Origin of the sequence: Alteromonas sp. KUL106, from assembly GCF_009811415.1 — a bacterium.
Taxonomy (GTDB): domain Bacteria; phylum Pseudomonadota; class Gammaproteobacteria; order Enterobacterales; family Alteromonadaceae; genus Alteromonas.
The window spans coordinates 121,891-139,066 of the sequence record NZ_BLIG01000027.1 but is presented as its reverse complement, the minus strand read 5'-3'; the positions used below and the strand labels follow the sequence as shown (position 1 = coordinate 139,066).

The window sequence follows — 17,176 nt, the reverse complement described above, 5'->3', positions numbered from 1 at the left end:
GCGCGGCCTCACCACATTGTTTGCGTAATCTAATAATCTTGTAAGTACTAGTACACATTCCAGAGCGCGGGCTTGGCAAAATAATAGCCTTGTTGGTGCTCAACACCCAACTTGGTAAGCGCTATCGATTCAGCCTCATTCTCTACCATTTCCGCTATGACTTTAATGTTCAGGTTGCTGGCGATACTGATAAGACTTGATACAAAAAGTTGATTATCTTTATTGGTATGAATGCCTTGAGTGAGTCTTCCCGAGAGTTTGACGAACTGAGGTTGAATGGCCCGTAACCCTGAAAGGGACGCAAAGTGGTCACCAAAATGCTCGATAGTTATTCTGCAGCCAAGACCGATTAAATGACGGCAAAGCGATTCGGTGTATTCTCTATGCTGTATTAGTGCAGCGTCTTCAATTTCAAAAAGCAGCCTTGAGCACAGCGCCTCACGCTGGGTGAGTTCTTTTATCAACCATTCTCTAAATTCACGGTTAGCGATGGACGTGATACTTAGGTTCACGGCTACTTGTTGAGAGGTTACTTCCATCTTCTTAAAGACAATATTTGTCACCAGTTTATCAACTTGCGGAATGAGATCTAATCGCTCAGAGGCAGGAATAAGCTGTGACATGGGAATAACGTCGTTTGTCTTTTTATCTTTAAACCGTCCGGATGTCTCATAGTAGGCAGGTACGTTTCGCTCGATATCCATAATAGGCTGTATCATGATGTCAGCATACTGTTGAGATACAATATAGTTAAGGCGTTCACGCCACTGTGTGTTGCTGTGTACATGTGAAATATCAGAAGCCAATTGCCAACCGCTTTGTGTCTTCATGGCAGCGATCAGTGCGCTATCTACACTCTCCATTACCTGTTGCATAGACATTGTGCCGGTAAATCGGGTAACCCCAATCCACGTTGACTTGGTGCCGTCTCTTAACGGTGAAGCGGTGGTACACTGCTTTGCAATGTTTGTAAGTACTAAATCTCTCGTTGGCTTATCCATTGGCTCACTGATCAACGCAAAATCACCGCCTGATAAGCGAAAAACAAAACGAATGCTGTTGTTATTCTTTGTTTCTTCAACAAGTATATTTGATATGGCTTTGACAAAGTTGTCACCGGGCACCATGCCTAACTTGGTATTTATACTGGCAAGTTGCGCTAACCTAACAACGATGAGTTCTTTTTCTTGCGATGTAGCGTTTTCATTCAAAATCGCTCGCATATGTCGCTCGAACGCGCCTCTGTTAGAAAGCCCAGTCAATGCATCTTTATTTGCCTCTTTTTTAAAGAGCTCAGATTGGCGTGTTAAGTCATCGAATTTTGAGGCGAGCGCGGTAGAAAGGCTATTGACTGCATTACTCAGCGATGCCAAATCTTTGGTTGAGGCTGTAACTTGAGGTGACGTGAAGTTATGGCTGCCCATGTCATTGAGCTTTCGAATAATGTCGTGGATAGGGTGCTTTGCAAGTTTTGTTAATACCGTGACGAGTAAATAAATTAAGAGGGTCAGCGCAGCGAATATAATGCCATGCTTAATAACAAACGCAGAAAATGTAGTGTAAGCATAGTGCTTGTCTGATGTCACAACCAAAAAGCCTTCATTATTCGGTAACGTGACACGTTTACTTATTGCAGGCGCAGAGTCGAGTAGGGCGAACCAGGACGGGATAGAGCCTGCAGACGCATTTTTATACTCCACGCTTACATTGCCTTGATTATCCGTAATGTTGGCCGATGCGATATAGGGCTTAGATGCGATGCTCTCTGCCAATATCGCTAATAGTTGTGAAGTTTTTTGTGAAGAGTCGGGCAGAGACTGCCCTACCGCTTTGGTATAACTTGCTAGCGCTTGCTCTGTCTCATCGGCAATCAATGCTGACGTATTTGACTGCAATGCGCGTAATTCAGCCATAGACACAATGACAAACGCAAAGAGCATGAGGGCAATAATGCCCCAGTTAATTTGATTAGATAGCTTCATTACTAGCAGTTATCTCCTTTAACTGAGAGAGTTATTTACGGTCTCAATAAACGGGCAAGGTTAATTTTTATCTTATTGTAGCGTATGCACAGCTTGCGTGCTATTCGCGCCAGCTTCATGACAAATGTATAGCAAAACAGGAAGTTAAGCGAGTGTTAAAATGTCCGTACTCTTTGTTGTGTCAGCTTGATGTAGAACCACTATACCTGCGGTAGCACGCCGCGATTACGAACATCTTAACTCTCGCTGAGTGGGTAATTCTGTATGCGGACTGGTATAAAAAAGCCAGCGTTCTGAAATGACCGAAGAACGCTGGCTTAAGCAAGTTTATTAGGCCGAGCACGTCGACATTTAACGTGCTTGTAGGGGCCTATTTGTCGGACTTAATCCCATGAAACGTGCAATGTAGCACGGGCAATATCAACAGGGTTAACACAGTGGCCACGGTTAAGCCGAACACAATGACGACGGCCATTGACGCAAAGAAGGCATCGGAGAAAAGGGGGATCATGCCCAGTATAGTAGTGATTGCTGCCATCGACACAGGGCGTACACGAGAAACTGACGCGGTGACTACGGCATCAAAAGCGCCACTATTGCCTTTGGCCTGCACGTTTATCTCCTCCATTAACACAATACCGTTTTTAAGCACCATACCAATGAGACTCAGGCTTCCAAGCAGAGCCATAAAAGTAAAAGGTGCGCCTACGAGCACTAAACCGCCGATAATTCCAATGGTAGTAAGGGGAATAACACCCCAAATGCCTAACGCTTGGCGAAGCCTGCCGAAAAGCAGTACGGTAATAATGAACATACCCAAAATACCCATAGGCATGCTGGCGAAGAGAGCGCTTTGTGCGTCTCGAGACGTTTCATATTCTCCGCCCCATTCAATGCGGTATCCATCAGGTAGCGATAGCTCGTCGACAAGGGGACGTACTTTCGCTTGAACACTGGCTGCGGTCTCACCCGAAAGCGGCATTGGCTCTGCGTATACTGCGAGCATACGCACTCGATTGCGGCGTTTGATGATAGGGTTATCAAGCGAGACATCTACATTGCTGATCACGTCAGCCATGCTGATATACTTGCCCTGTTCTTGGCTCCAAACGTTCAGAGAGGCAAGGTTGTCAATGTCATAGCGCTGGTTTGGATCGTTGCGCATGACGATAGGAATTAAATCACTACCTTCGCGGTAAAGGCCAACGGTTTCACCTTCGTTATTAAGCAAAAATGCTGTATGCACTGCGTCCCTTGTGACGCCGATGCGACGAGCCTGTTCTTCTAAAAACACAGGTTCAACAAAAGGCACTTTATTACTCCATGACAGGCGTACGCTGTCCATGGTTTTTTCAGCTTGAAATATGGCTTCAATGTCACTGCTGATTTCGCGTAAAACCTCAGGTTCAGGCCCATAAATTCGCGCTTCAATCGCTGCTTTTGCTGACGGGCCTACTTGAAGGGCTTTTACCTTGTACTGAACGTTAGGGAAATCTTCACGCACGAGTTCAATGATGTCTCGCATGCGGGCATCGCGTGATTCAACCGTATTGGTCTCGACAATAAGTTGACCATAACTGGCATATCGGTCCTCGGGCGCATAAGTAAGAGTAAGGCGTTGTGCGCCGCCGCCTATTACGCTGGTAACGTTGGCAATGTCTTGCATGTTTAACACGGCAGACTCTAAACGGCGTATCGACTGTTCTGTGGTAAGTATGTCACTGCCTTCAGGTAACCATAAATCGACAAAGAAAAGCGGCGTTGAGGAGTCTGGGAAAAAGGCGTTTTTCACGAATTTACCTGACGCCATACTGCCTACCAAAGCAACAAGCACCAGCACTATTGTCACGTAACGATGATTGATAGCAGCAGTAAGCACACGCTTATAAACAGTAAAAATAATACCTTTGTATGGGTCGTCATCTTCATCACTATTGCCGCGCTCTTTTTCAGTTCTAAACAATAAGTCGAAAAAGAATGGCGTAATGGTGAGAGCGGTGATCCAGCTTAAAAAAAGCGAGAAACATAGCACCCAAAAGAGGGAGCCAACGAATTCACCTGTGGCATCTGGTGACAAACCAATGGGCGCAAATGCAGTAATGGCGATAACCGTCGCGCCAAGAAGGGGTAAACCGTTTTGCGATACCACGTCCTTTGCCGCCTGAAGCTTGGTTTGCCCTTTTCTAACGCCTATTAACATGCCTTCGGTTACCACGATGGCGTTGTCGACGAGCATACCAAGGGCAATAATCAGCGCCCCTAGAGAGATTTTTTGCAGTTCAATGCCTTTTATCGACATCAAAATAAAGGTACCGAGAATGGTCAGCACAAGAATAAGCCCCATCAGTACCCCGCTCCGCCAGCCCATGAAGAGCAGCAGTACGAAGATTACGATAGCAACCGCTTCCACTAAGTTAATAAGGAAGCCCGTCACAGAATCATCGACCACCGTAGGCTGGTTATAAACGGTGTTGAGGGTCATACCTAACGGCATGCGCTGCTCTAATTCAGCAATTTTGCTATCTAATCGCTTTCCTACATCGACTACATTGACCGCTGACGCGAACGATACCCCAATAGATAGGGCAGGGGACCCTGAGCTGTGATAAAGAATAGAAGGTGTATCGTTAAGGGTGCGCTCGATGGTTGCGATGTCCGTTAAGCGAATGAGACCGCTTGCGGGCGATCCAATGACTACCTGGCCTAACGCCTCCAAGTTATCAAACTCACCGGTGGGCTGAATGGACAGTCGTTTGCCCTGGACCTTAATTGAGCCGGCATTGCCTACTACATTTTGAGCGGTTAAAAGGCCGGCAATGGATTCTGCAGATACATTCAGAGTTTTCATTTTATCGTGATCTAATGACACGATTATTTGCTCGTTGACCGTACCCGCAATAGAGACCTTCTTTACCCCCTCGACCAATTGGATTTCTCGCTGCATTAAGTCGGCAAAATCTTCCATTTGCTTAAGCGAGTAGTCTTCACTTTTAAGGGTAAGCAGTAGACCAAACACGTCGCCAAAATCGTCATTTACAATCGACGTGCTGGTGCCAGGAGGCAGCGATGCTTGTGCGTCACCAACTTTGCGCCTTAGGTTATCCCAATACTGTTCTAAGTCTTTTGCTTGAACGCTACTTTTAAGCTCAACCGTGATCTGTGAAAGACCCACCATGTTGACGGAGCTAATACGCTTTACATTCGGTATTCGCTGAATGGCTTTTTCAAGTTGAAGCGTAACTTCTTCTTCAACCTGTTCTGGTGTCGCGCCGGGGTATTGGGTCATAACCAGTGCGTTTCTAATAGTGAATTCAGGAAATTCCAGCTGACCCAAACCTAGAAAGGTGACGACGCCGCCAACACCCAAAATGATGGCGACCATCCAACTAATAACTTTTTGACGAAAAAAATACTCGACCATTGCTTACAGGCCTCCTTCTTTCGTCCATTCTGTAACTGCTTGGCCCTCTGTAACAAGGTGAGCACCGGCGGCAACGATTTTATCGTCATCATTTAACGGGCCTTCTACCAGTAAACCATTAGAGATGCCGCGGGCGATCATCACGTTAACGGCTTCCACCGTTCCTTTTTTACTGTCGCTACTATCGGGTTTAAAGCGCCATACTATTGCTTCGTCTGGCTGGGCATTATCGGTAACCACTGCGCCAAAAGGGACAAGCCAAAGCTTGGCGTCAGACTCGATAAGCTTAGACATATCCAATAAAACGGTTGCGCTCATACCTGAGAGTACGTTGATGTCATCAGGTTCTGGCAAGGTGATGGTCACTTCATAGCTAAGCTCGCCTTGTCGTGTTGTACTTTCGTGGTCTTTATACATGGCCGGGTAGCGTTTTTCTGGCATACCGGAGAATGTCACCCAAGCCATTTCAGACTTACGGTTTTCGCGTGCTCTTGACCGGTCAATCATACGCATTTTTTGCTCAGGTAATTGAAACGTTACGTCGATGGCACCCGGTAGGTGAAGTTCAGCAATGGTTTGCTGAGGCACAATGACTTGATAGTTTTCAACAGGTACGGAGGCAATCAGCCCCGCGAATGGCGCGCGAAGTTCGGTGTAGCTTAACTGATCTTGTGCGTTTGTAAGGCTTGCTTTGGCAGCTAAAAAGTTGGCTTTGGCTTCATCAAAGGTTGAACGGCTTACCGCGCCTTTTTCTACCGAGGCTTCCATGCGTTCAAACATAGCGGAAGATACATCAAACTGAGATTGTGCGGTGGCAAGTTGTGCTTTGGCATCTCTATCATCAAGTCGCGCTATCAGCTGGTTTTCCTTTACTTCCTCGCCGGCTTTAACATTGAGCTCTTGGAGTTTTCCGCCAATGCGAAATGAAAGGTTTGAATACTCAGCCGCTTCCACTTGCCCTGGGAATTTAGCAATAGTTTCGTCTGAATGTTGCACCTTGTACAGCGTCACTGGGCTAGATGAAACCGCTTTTGGCGGTGTAGGCGCTTCTTGACAGGCACTCAATCCGATAAGCGCTAAAAAAGCAATCACAGTTCGTTTGTCTAGGCTGTGAAAAAGGCTTTGTTCAGACCACATGGTATTCTCCATTCTAATAAATTACTTATGTTCCCTGATATGTCGCGGGCAACATTTTATTTCTCGGCCCATTCTCTACTAGCACGGGCAAAAAAGGCATTACGAACAATGTTTGATGTGCTTACTGGTTATAGCGTTTTTTTCTAAATTCGATCAGGTAATATTAATTTTTATACACCTTTTTAAGCTCTGGGTTAGCTTTATTTCGCTAACGCAGGAAAAAGTTAGCGCTTTTCTTCTATTACCTTTCAGCTTAATTGGTTTTTTCAACTGGCTTTTCATCGGGTGCAAGCTTATCGGCGTAACCTTTTGGCGGTGGTGTCCAGCCGCGCATTCTAGAATGCTTGTCGTGTAAATCGGCTTTAAGAGCATTTTCGATTAGTGACTCGAGCTCGATAAAAAGCTTTAGATAGTTATTGTCTACACGCTCACCGCTCGCGTCATCAGCCCAAGCGTGATAAAGCACATCGTTTTGCTGAGACTCAATGTTTTTGTAAGCCATTTTTTGGCGCTCAACGAGAAAAGGGTGAATATTCAAAGAACGCAAGGCTTCCGCGCCCATCTCTAATGCGCTGTGGTAGGTCTCCGACACCACATAATCTGCACCAAGCTGCCGTAATCGATATCCATGACCTCGGTCGAAGGCACGGGCGAGTACTTTCACGTTTGGATAAGCATGCTTTGCGTACTTCACCATCTCTGCTGCGGTTTCCCGGTCGTCTATGGCAATAACCAATAATGCGGACTCGTGCGCGCCGGCGGTATGCAGAATATCGGGTTTAGATGCATCGCCAAAATAGGCCTTAGTACCAATACGGCGAATAAGGTCAATTTGCTCAGAGCGGATATCGAGTACAACCGTGTTTACGTCGTTCGCAACTAGCAACCGGTTGATGATTTGCCCAAAGCGCCCTATGCCTGCAATGACAACGGTACCTTTTTCATCAATCTCATCGTCAGCGCGTTGTGATGTCGCATTTTTATAACGGGGAATAATGGCTTTATCGAACAAAATGAAAAGCCCTGGCGTTAAGAACATGGAAATGGCCACAACAAGGGAAAGCACAGAAATGATGTCGCTGGGCAGAACATAGTTTTGCGAGGCGAAACTTAACAGTACAAAACCAAATTCCCCCGCCTGAGCAAGGCTAAGTGTAAACAACCACTTGTTGGTGCCTTTTATTTTGAAGATAAGCGCAATGACAAAAAGCACAAACGCTTTTACGACCATAACGGCAACGGTGAGCCCCGCAATCAACATCGGATTTTCAGAGAGCACAGAAAAGTTAATGCCAGCGCCTACGGTGATAAAAAACAACCCTAATAAAAGGCCTTTGAATGGCTCGATATTGGCTTCAAGTTCATGCCTAAATTCGCTGTTCGCTAATATCACGCCCGCTAAAAATGCGCCCAGCGCGGGCGATAAACCCACAAGCCCCATAAGTGCTGCGATGCCAATGATTAACATGAGCGCGGTAGCGGTAAATATTTCCCGTAAACCCGATGCCGCAACATATTTAAATAGCGGACGGCTGAGGTAATGAGCGCCAACGGTTAAAAGCGCGACTGACCCAATAATTACAAGGCCAGAAGCCCATGGGGCAAGCCCTTCAACGAGGTTGAAATTATCGTGCGACCCCGTATCGCCACCCTGTGTACTTCCTGCAGCGATCAGTTCGGGTATGGCAAGAAGAGGAATAAACGCCAGCATGGGGATGACCGCAATATCTTGAAACAGCAACACAGAGAAGGCGCTTTTGCCTCCTTCTGTTTTCTGAAGGCCTTTTTCCTGCAGGGTTTGTAACACAATGGCGGTAGAAGAAAGTGCAAAGATAAGCCCAATCGTGAGCGATATTCCAAAAGGTTGATTCAACCCAATTGCAGCGCCGGTGATAAGGGCCGTTGTTAAGCCTAATTGCAATCCACCCAGCCCAATGAGTTTTGATTTCATCGCCCAAAGGGAGCGCGGTTCAAGTTCAAGGCCCACCAAGAACAGCATCATCACTACACCAAACTCGGCAAAATGCTGAATAGCGACTGTTTCATCGCCTACAAGGCCAAATATGGGGCCAATAACCAGTCCTGCAATTAAGTAGCCCAATACGGAACCCAGGCCCAGGCGCTTCGCAATAGGAACTGCAATAACAGCCGCAACCAGATAGATAAACGCGTATAAGAAATAACCCGTCACGTTATTCTCCTTTTGAATTACAAAGGTCTGCGAGGTTCTCGACGCGCTTTGCTTTTTCTAAATCGAGGGTGTGAGTGGTCAGTTTATTCAATAGGGTGGTCCATTTTCCCCTGTGCTCATGTACCCGCGCTTCTTCTTGCGCAGTCCGAGAACCAAAAAGGGCAAACGGAGCGATGTAGGTCATATGCGTGATCTGGGCCATTTGCTCTAGAGGCTGAAGAAGTTGCTTGATGGTATAGTGATTGAAACCGTCAGTTTGATAAGCCTCTTCTTTGCCGCCCGCGCTTAATGCACAAAGAAACAATTTATCTTTAAGTGCAGTACCTTCATGACCGTAGGCGAACCCATATTCAAGCACCAAATCTTGCCATTCTTTTAAAATTGAAGGCGTGGAATACCAGTAAAGCGGAAACAGGAAAATAATGACATCGTGGTCAATTAAACGCTGCTGCTCCCGCTCAATATCAATATTAAAGTCAGGATATTCTGCGTATAAATCGACAGCGGTAACATGCTTATTCAACTGGGCTTCATGAAAAAGGGGCACGTTCACTTCGGAGCGGGTTTGGGCAGGGTGAGCAAAAAGAACCAGTACCTTTTTACTGTTCTTAGTACTCTCAATAGCATCTGCGATGGTGTTTTCGTCGGTCATACATCTCTACTCAGTGTTACTGACAGCTCTTGTTGAGCTATAAGAAGCCCGTTGGTTTTTGATGTGTAAAACACAGAAAAGGTCAACAGCCCTCGTTCATTGGTTAATACAATAAGTACGTATAGAGTAAATAAGAATGTGTTTTTCCACAAAGTTATAAGGTTACTAATGTTTATTAAGTTGAAAAAAGTTACCTGATTACCATTGTGTACTCATGAATTAAATAGCCATTGAATATGGCGTTAAAAACAAGTGTCGAAGAAGCGCATCTTTTAACTTTTGCTTAGAACAGTATAAACATGAAAACACCAGTAAAAACACTCGTACTTGCTTTATCGTTACTTTCTCTTTTTGCATCGCTTTCCACTCAGGCTCTGCCCCAAGGCAGTGAACTCAAAGCTGGGGCTGCGGTTTGGAATCTGTTTGATGACGCAGACCGTCATGCATTGCATGTGGCCTATGTTCACAGACCGCTCAAATCATTCTTCGGAGTCCGACCAACTGTACTTTTGGTAAATGCAGATCAAGGCCAACACTATTTCGCTGCGGGGTTGGCAAAAGACGTCTACAAATACAATGACTTTTCTTTACGTGTTGCTTTTCATGCAGGCATTGTTGATGAGTCTGAAAATTTAGGCGATACCATTGAGTTTTACTCATCACTTGCTGGGCTTTACACGTTAACGGATTCATTCTCACTTGAAGCTGAAATTGGGCATATTTCCAACGGCGGCTTGGGAGATAAGAACCCAGGTTCAGAGTCTTTCGTGTTTAGCGCGCACTATCATTTTTAGTCAAGCCTTAAGCTACTGCTATGCCAATTAACGAACAACCCGCTAGCTAGCGGGTTGTTTCATTTTCATTTTATCTAAAAGCACAACCTTTTTTCGTACTCAGCCATGAGCTTAAGCGGGTGTAAAAAGTTGCAAGCCATTAGGTATTGAGAGCGTCAGTTACATGAGAAGACAGCATGGGAAGATGACGCAATCGAACGCCCACAGCCTGATAAACAGCGTTACCTACAGCAGGCGCAACACCGATTACTCCCGGCTCGCCTAAGCCGACAGGGAACTCATCACTTTCAACGAACTCGATATCCATTTCAGGTACATCTTTCATTCGAAGCGGCAGATAAGTGGTGAGGTTTTTCTTCGCAACGTAACCATTCTTTATTTCGTTGTGTTCGAACAAGGCCAGGCTAGTGCCCCACAATAACGCCCCTTCCATTTGCGCCATGGCACCGTCTGGATGAACCACAATTCCAGCGTCTGCCACTACCCATAGTTTTTTGAGCGTAATGTTGCCCGACGCTTTATCTACATGGACATGCGCTGCGGTAGCTAACCACGCTGGCATCGTCCGTTCTTGCCCGGCCGTCACGCTGTAACCGATACCTTCGTTCTCACCTAAGTTCACATTCGATGTCTTTTTCTTGAGAATTTCAAGGGTGTTGGCCAAACGCGTTGCACCCCCAACACTCTCAGGCGCTTTCCCCGCTTGCTTGCCTTTACCGTCGAGCATGGCAAGTCTGAAATCCACAGGGTCTTGCTTTTTCTCATGGGCAATTTCATCGATAAAGCTTTCAAGGCCCCATACTATCCAACCTTGTCCTACTGAGCGCAGCCAGCCTGGAGTGAAGGTTTCTTGCGCCACTTTGTTATTGATAACCCGTGCTCGGTGATGCTCCATGGTGTACCAGTGGTCCGCGCCTGATGCTGAGAAGGGGTCAACCTTTCCGTTACCGTCCACGCCATCGGGCATGAAGCTGGGAGCCATAGCGAGGGTAGGCCAGCCAGCGGCTAGTGCATGCTCCATACCCAAGAACGCACCTGACTCATCGAAAGAGGCGTTAAAAAGCGAAGTGGACGCAGAGCGTGGTTGATCGAACATAGCGTCGTCAGGTCGCATAAAGAGCATTTTAACCGGCTGGCCTGCCGCTTTTGCTGTAAGCACGGTAGGAATAATCCAGTCGCCAAAGAGGCGACGTCCGAAGCCACCACCTAAGTAATATTGATGAATAATAACCTCGGAATCGGAGACACCTGCTGCCTTGGCAACGACCCCCAGCGTTAGACCCTGCCACTGATTTCCCGTATGAATATGCCACTTTCCGTCTTTAAATTCCGCAACGGCATTAACTGGTTCAAGTTGAAAGTGGCTTGCTGTGGATGTTGTGTACATTGCCTCAATGGTGTTAGCCGCTTTTTGTTGCGCCACAGTAATGTTACCTTCATCAACGAAAAGCGTTCCTTCACTGCGGTCGCGACAAATTCGCTCGCCTTCTTTTTGAATATCGGCTTCATTGACGTTAACCGTTTTACCCGCGTTGTAGCTTACTTTCACCATGTCCACAGCTTTTATGGCCGTTGGGTAATCGCTGGCGAGAACCGCTACCCAACCTTCAACTGTTTTCGAGGGGTCGCTGAGGACTTTGTAGCCTTTATAACCAGGTAGTGCCTTAGCCTGGCTATCGTCGACGTTGGTAACTGAACTTCCATATCGCGTGGGCGGTAAAATAGGGCGGGCATAAAGCATGTTGTCGACCTCAACATCAATACCATATACCGCGGTTCCGTTTGTTTTTGGTGGGATATCTAACGCTTTATAATCGTTTCCTAAACCAATGAGATGCTTCTTATTCCCTGGTTTAATGGGCATTGCCTCTAATTCATCGGCTGAGAACGTTTTGTCAATATTACCTTTAGCGACAATGTCGCCGTAGCTTATCTTTTTGCTTCCAGAGACGATGAACCCCGATTTTGCTTCACAGCTAGACTCTGAAACGCCTAGCAGCGCTGCTCCAGCGCGAACGAGCACTTGTCGTCCAGCCGCACCTGCTTGAGACATTGGTTTGTAAGTTTGAAAAACAGACCATGAACCGCCGGTTACCATGTATCCCCACTTAGGATCAGTATCAACATGAACAATAGATACTTTGTTCCAGTCGCATGCCAGTTCATCGGCTAAAATTCGGGCAATGGCAGTGCCAACGTGCTGGCCCATTTCAGCTTTGGCAATATTCACTGTAACCATGCCTTGGGTGTCCATTTCAAACCAAACATTAGGTGAAAAGGTTTTTGTTGCCAGTGCTTCTTTTGCTGATAACGCTGAAGGAAGCACGGCGGAACCAAAGGCCATAAGTAAAGACGTGTTAACGGAGCCTACTAAAAAAGAGCGGCGTGAAAGGTTTACCATGTCTTTTTTTTCTTTCGAAATATCTCTTATGCTCATGCGTTTTCACCTTCTTTCGATGGGGTTGGATCATAATATTCTACGGAAGAGGTTGCGGCGCGCTTGATCGCCTTTTTAATTCGCGTGTAGGCCATACAGCGACAGTAATTTGAATTCATATGGTTAACGATTTCTTCATCGGTCGGGTTAGGGTTGCGCTCAAGAAGAGTCGCAGCCTGCATAATTTGACCAGATTGACAGTAACCACACTGGGGGACTTGTTCTTCTACCCACGCAGACTGAAGGGGATGTTCGCCATTCAAACTTTCAATAGTCTTTACGTCTTTGCCGCTAGCCGCCGACACGGGATAGGAACAGGAACGCATGGCGTTACCGTCAATGTGGACGGTACAGACTCCGCACATGGCTACACCACAACCAAATTTTGTGCCTTTAAGTCCGAATTCATCCCGAATTATCCAGACGAGAGGGGTGTCTGGGGCGGCATCCGTCTGTACTTTGTTTCCATTTAATGTAAATTCAATCATGGTTTTATCACCGTGAAGTTAGGGTTAGTGTCGTCTCACCAAGATTGACTTGGCTTGAACGGTTTGCTTGGTGTACTGGTTTTACTATAGTGCTTAATACTAATTTCGTAGTCTTTGTCGACTTTAAATATGCAAAGTCATAAAAAGGCCAAGGTTTGCGTCAATATTAAGAGAGCATTGAAGATGCGTTACTTTCTAAACTTCTGAAAAGATCTCTCTTGATGCTAGCACCGGGGCAAAAGCATGCATAGATAACGTCTTGTTGTGCGTTTAAACGAGAGTAACGGTTTTTTAACCATGGTTTAGTATGAACCTTTTACGTTAACAGTAGACTAATTGCGAAAGCACTGACGCTGTAAGCGAGTGCGTATTGATGGTATAGTTTAGTAACCTTGTTTAATTTAGCAATTAGTATACTTTTGGTTACTGGTGCTTTTTTGAAAGGACATGAATGAAAACTGAAATAAAAACAGACGCAAAGGGTAGAAAAACCGTATTAAATACGTGTACAGAGCCGTGCGCGATTGAGCGTGGCATGCGTTTGATAGGCGGTAAATGGACAGGTTCTATTATTTACCATCTTAAAGATGAGCCTGTTCGTTTCAACGACTTGTGCAGAATGCTTGGCGGAGCAAGTCGAAAAATGGTCGATCAGCGACTCAAAGAATTGGAAAATAATGGTATGGTTTTGCGCAGTGTCATCGAGACTCGGCCTATCGCCGTTACCTATAGCCTTACCGAATTTGGCCGTTCGGCTTTGGATATACTGGAACAGCTTCGTGTGTGGTCTGAAAGCCACACGAATGATTAAAGTGTTCTGAAATAGCGCTGGCGATGAGCATGTTGGTCACCGCTACGCGTCCTTGAAGCGCTAGACTGACACTAGCGGTAATCTAAGTACTTTCTCAACAAGACTCCCCGCTTTTTCTTGGAAATCGACGAAGTGTGTCGTTGCTTCGTGAGCATCAAGTGCGTTTTGAGACGCCCATTTCTCTGTAATCACGAACATGCCATCGCTCGATGAATGAAGATCGTACATTATTGCTCCTGCTTCATCTCGACGCGCTTTTACCAAAACGGTGAGGGCTTTAATACCAATTCGCATAGATATCAGAAGGGGGGGGGGGTGCTTTGGCAAAGAATAGAGAATTACTGAGAATTCGATCATTGGATGCTCCAACAGGAAAGTCACAATCATAGTCAACAGCTCACCGAATGTAGAGTGAGAAAAGCCGATGACATACTTTTTTGAGATGGATGCACTTCGCGTATCGAATGCCCTAAAAAGCCTGGGCTATATAAGATTTATCTAAGCCTTTTTCTTAGATGCGTTTTTAGCGAAAAAAGAAAGTTAAACTATACTAAACTATACGAAAGTTTAAAGTGTACATATTGTGTGAGCACCAATCTTAGAGGCGATGGAATGCAGTTACGAAAGGGGGCGAGGCCCCATGTTTGAAAAGACTTTTCACTTCTGCCCCGTGGGGTTAGCCCATGTGAGTGTGGACGGAAGTTTTATACGTGTGAATAAAAGGCTTTGCGACTTTTTAGGTTACACAGAGAACGAACTCAAAAAACTTACTTTTCAAGAATTGACCGCACCAGATTATCTCGCGGAAGATTTAGATTACCTCGAAAGCTTATTGAAAGGGAAAATCGATAACTATTCCCTCGAGAAACGCTACATACGACGAGACGGTCAGCAAGTCTGGGCGAAACTGACGGTTTCTCTTGTTAGAGACAAGAGTAACAACCCGGATTATTTTATTTCGGTTGTAGAAGATATCGATGATAAAAAGCGTATTCAGTCTGAGCTCTTTCAGATTGATGCGCTATTTAGCAAAATAGTAAGTGCGTTTTCAGATAGAACCTTTATTTGGGTGGCAACGCCCGATTTCAGCAAGATGCAGTACGTTAACGATGGTTATGAAAACATTTTTGGCCGCAACGAATATGAGCTTTACTGCAACCCAATGCGTTTCCTCGATTATGTTCACGAAGACGATAAAGCCCGAGTGTTAAAAGTATTCAATCGTCGTCCGCTTCAAAACTGGGACATTCAATATCGCATTATTGATGCAAAAGGTGAGGTGAAATATCTTCACGACCGAGGAAGCTTGATTTTCGATGACAGGGAGAATGAGTCACGTATTTTAGGTACGGCCGATGACATAACGCGAGAGAAAGTTCAGCAGCAAGCACTAATGAGTGCCGTGACCAAGTTAGAGCATCTTTCAAAGACCGACTCACTGACAGGCCTTGCGAACCGAAGAGAAATATTCAGCCAGTTAAGTGATGAAATAGCGAGAATGGACAGGGGGCAGCAAACTTCGACGCTCGTTTATATAGACCTGAATAAGTTTAAGGAAATTAACGATAAGTACGGGCACAAAGTGGGAGACAAAGCCCTTGTCGCGTTTTCTCAATCGATGAGCAGTTTACTTCGAGAAAGTGATAGATTTGGTCGAATCGGGGGCGATGAGTTCGTCGTTCTGCTATACGGAACGACGAGCAAGGAGGCTGAAGCGTTTTTCGAGCGCGCGGTGCATAATGAATTTCAAGTCAGGGTAGACGAGAACGAAGTAGTCCCAATTGAGTTCAGCGTGGGGTGGGTGGAATGGCAAGAAGACATTACTACCGTTCAAGAATGGCTAGACCGAGCTGATGAGGAAATGTACGAAAAAAAGCACTGTCAGCTAACCGAGGCAACAATTGATAAAGCGGTGTAGGTATTCGCATACCTACACCTGTAGCCGCGGCTAGCTTAACGTTTTTGAGCAAACCATCTGGCGATTTCCTGACGTTCAGCGTCAGTCATCTTGGTTTTGTTCAAAAACGGCATGTCCTTCGTTACTGTGGTTCTGCGCACGAGCTGAGGCGCAAATCGCTCAATGTCTTCCCACGTATCTAATACCACCCCTAACGGGGCGACGTTAAAAATATCGTCCGTTGGCGTTCGCGAATGGCAGCTTACACAGTGTGTCGTCACCAAACTCGCCACTCTCTTATCACTCACCATCATGCTTGACTGTGCATTATCACTATCACTGTTCACTGTTCCTGCAAGGTTGTTACCCGGCTCTTCGGCATGCAGAGTGTCATGAGCTGAATGGGCAGCACCGTGGCTTAACTGCGGCGTTGAGATAGTTTGTGGCCAAGACACCCATAATGCTATGGCCAGCATTGCTGCTGCACCTGACACTAAGATACTGGGTTTGGTTGTGCCCACATGTCGTAAGTTGAAAAAGTGCCTTATCCACGCTGCAGTCGCCATGATGGCAATGAGTACCAGCCAATTCTGCGAATGCTGGTAGGTCATTGGATAGTGATTTGAAATCATGATAAAAAGCAGGGGCAACGTGAAATAGTTATTGTGCACCGAACGCAGTTTCGCGCTTGCTCCCCAGCTAGGATCAATATCTTTTTTATCCGCAACAGCCGCCACCATTTTGCGCTGGTTCGGCATAATATTGAAAAAGACGTTACCTGCCATGATTGTACCGATAAGCGCGCCAACATGAATATAGGCACCGCGACCGCTAAACCACTGAGTAGAAAGATAGCTAACAATACAAACAAGCGCGACAAGGCCAATGCCAAACGCGAGTGGATATTTTGCTAACGGGCTACGACAGGCGAATTCATATACAGCAAGGCCACCAAAGATCAATCCAAGCCCTAACGAGATTGCCGTGGCGGGCGACAGGGCGTTGACCGATGGGTCGATAAGATAGGCGCTGGCTCCAAAGTAGTAAACAATGATAAGCAATGCAAAGCCCGATAGCCAGGTCGTATAGGCTTCCCATTTAAACCAGTGTAGCGTCTCGGGCATTTTTTCTGGGCCATAAGCGTACTTGGCTACCTCGTAAAACCCGCCGCCGTGAATGGCCCATAAATCACCTTTTATTCCCTTATCTTGCTTCCATTTTGGCGGTGTACGTAAATTATTGTCTAGCCAAATAAAGTAAAACGACGCGCCGATCCACGCTACGCCGGCAACGACGTGAAACCAACGTACAAATAAACTAATCCAATCTAGCCACGGCATTGTTATTCTCCTTATTCAGGGCCGTC

The 17,176-nt window shown here is 46.0% G+C and carries 12 protein-coding genes; 3 read left to right on the top strand and 9 right to left on the bottom strand.

All coding sequences use genetic code 11. The features are described from left to right. Positions 1–47: 47 nt before the first annotated feature. The 5 genes from GVO63_RS10450 to GVO63_RS10430 all read right to left on the bottom strand — a co-directional run bounded on the left by GVO63_RS10450 (position 48) and on the right by GVO63_RS10430 (position 9,383). Positions 48–1,982 (bottom strand): EAL domain-containing protein, encoded by a 1,935-nt coding sequence (locus GVO63_RS10450; RefSeq protein WP_159579696.1) that lies wholly within the window; start codon positions 1,980–1,982, stop codon positions 48–50. Positions 1,983–2,352: 370 nt separating this feature from the next. Further along, complete coding sequence (locus GVO63_RS10445) at positions 2,353–5,403, bottom strand: efflux RND transporter permease subunit (RefSeq protein ID WP_159579694.1); 3,051 nt, start codon at positions 5,401–5,403, stop codon at positions 2,353–2,355. 3 nt (positions 5,404–5,406) lie between these two features. Next, positions 5,407–6,540: an efflux RND transporter periplasmic adaptor subunit gene (locus GVO63_RS10440; protein WP_159579692.1), complete on the bottom strand. Its 1,134-nt coding sequence runs from the start codon at positions 6,538–6,540 to the stop codon at positions 5,407–5,409. 253 nt (positions 6,541–6,793) lie between these two features. Next, positions 6,794–8,731: a monovalent cation:proton antiporter-2 (CPA2) family protein gene (locus GVO63_RS10435; RefSeq protein ID WP_159579690.1), complete on the bottom strand. Its 1,938-nt coding sequence runs from the start codon at positions 8,729–8,731 to the stop codon at positions 6,794–6,796. A gap of 1 nt (position 8,732) precedes the next feature. Next, complete coding sequence (locus GVO63_RS10430; protein WP_159579688.1) at positions 8,733–9,383, bottom strand: NAD(P)H-dependent oxidoreductase; 651 nt, start codon at positions 9,381–9,383, stop codon at positions 8,733–8,735. Between the two features lie 299 nt (positions 9,384–9,682). Between GVO63_RS10430 and GVO63_RS10425 the strand changes: the two genes are divergently transcribed. Continuing rightward, positions 9,683–10,177: an acyloxyacyl hydrolase gene (locus GVO63_RS10425; protein WP_159579686.1), complete on the top strand. Its 495-nt coding sequence runs from the start codon at positions 9,683–9,685 to the stop codon at positions 10,175–10,177. A gap of 139 nt (positions 10,178–10,316) precedes the next feature. Here GVO63_RS10425 and GVO63_RS10420 read toward each other — a convergent pair whose 3' ends face one another. Continuing rightward, on the bottom strand, positions 10,317–12,614 hold the full coding sequence (locus tag GVO63_RS10420) for a xanthine dehydrogenase family protein molybdopterin-binding subunit (RefSeq protein ID WP_159579684.1): 2,298 nt from the start codon (positions 12,612–12,614) through the stop codon (positions 10,317–10,319). Beyond that, positions 12,611–13,102 (bottom strand): (2Fe-2S)-binding protein, encoded by a 492-nt coding sequence (locus GVO63_RS10415; protein ID WP_159579682.1) that lies wholly within the window; start codon positions 13,100–13,102, stop codon positions 12,611–12,613. The genes GVO63_RS10420 and GVO63_RS10415 overlap by 4 nt, the downstream gene beginning before the upstream one ends. A gap of 451 nt (positions 13,103–13,553) precedes the next feature. On the opposite strand from GVO63_RS10415, the gene GVO63_RS10410 reads away from it, so the two are divergent. Then, the gene (locus tag GVO63_RS10410; protein ID WP_159494618.1) at positions 13,554–13,913 is read left to right on the top strand and encodes a helix-turn-helix domain-containing protein; all 360 of its coding nucleotides are present in this window, start codon (positions 13,554–13,556) and stop codon (positions 13,911–13,913) included. A 60-nt stretch (positions 13,914–13,973) separates the two neighbouring features. On the opposite strand, the gene GVO63_RS10405 is transcribed toward GVO63_RS10410, so the two are convergent. Next, positions 13,974–14,270, bottom strand: a complete 297-nt coding sequence (locus GVO63_RS10405) for a putative quinol monooxygenase (RefSeq protein WP_159579680.1) — start codon at positions 14,268–14,270, stop codon at positions 13,974–13,976. A 283-nt stretch (positions 14,271–14,553) separates the two neighbouring features. Between GVO63_RS10405 and GVO63_RS10400 the strand changes: the two genes are divergently transcribed. Continuing rightward, positions 14,554–15,831, top strand: a complete 1,278-nt coding sequence (locus GVO63_RS10400; RefSeq protein ID WP_159579678.1) for a diguanylate cyclase — start codon at positions 14,554–14,556, stop codon at positions 15,829–15,831. A gap of 35 nt (positions 15,832–15,866) precedes the next feature. Here the strand turns inward: GVO63_RS10400 and GVO63_RS10395 are convergent, their stop codons facing one another. Continuing rightward, complete coding sequence (locus tag GVO63_RS10395) at positions 15,867–17,150, bottom strand: urate hydroxylase PuuD (RefSeq protein WP_159579676.1); 1,284 nt, start codon at positions 17,148–17,150, stop codon at positions 15,867–15,869. Positions 17,151–17,176: the final 26 nt, after the last annotated feature.

Coding starts and splice junctions, on each gene's coding strand:
- GVO63_RS10400 (WP_159579678.1), top strand. CDS start 14,554: ATGTTTGAAAAGACTTTTCACTTCTGCCCCGTGGGGTTAGCCCATGTG.
- GVO63_RS10410 (WP_159494618.1), top strand. CDS start 13,554: ATGAAAACTGAAATAAAAACAGACGCAAAGGGTAGAAAAACCGTATTA.
- GVO63_RS10450 (WP_159579696.1), bottom strand. CDS start 1,982: ATGAAGCTATCTAATCAAATTAACTGGGGCATTATTGCCCTCATGCTC.
- GVO63_RS10420 (WP_159579684.1), bottom strand. CDS start 12,614: ATGAGCATAAGAGATATTTCGAAAGAAAAAAAAGACATGGTAAACCTT.
- GVO63_RS10405 (WP_159579680.1), bottom strand. CDS start 14,270: ATGATCGAATTCTCAGTAATTCTCTATTCTTTGCCAAAGCACCCCCCC.
- GVO63_RS10395 (WP_159579676.1), bottom strand. CDS start 17,150: ATGCCGTGGCTAGATTGGATTAGTTTATTTGTACGTTGGTTTCACGTC.
- GVO63_RS10430 (WP_159579688.1), bottom strand. CDS start 9,383: ATGACCGACGAAAACACCATCGCAGATGCTATTGAGAGTACTAAGAAC.
- GVO63_RS10440 (WP_159579692.1), bottom strand. CDS start 6,540: ATGTGGTCTGAACAAAGCCTTTTTCACAGCCTAGACAAACGAACTGTG.
- GVO63_RS10445 (WP_159579694.1), bottom strand. CDS start 5,403: ATGGTCGAGTATTTTTTTCGTCAAAAAGTTATTAGTTGGATGGTCGCC.
- GVO63_RS10425 (WP_159579686.1), top strand. CDS start 9,683: ATGAAAACACCAGTAAAAACACTCGTACTTGCTTTATCGTTACTTTCT.
- GVO63_RS10415 (WP_159579682.1), bottom strand. CDS start 13,102: ATGATTGAATTTACATTAAATGGAAACAAAGTACAGACGGATGCCGCC.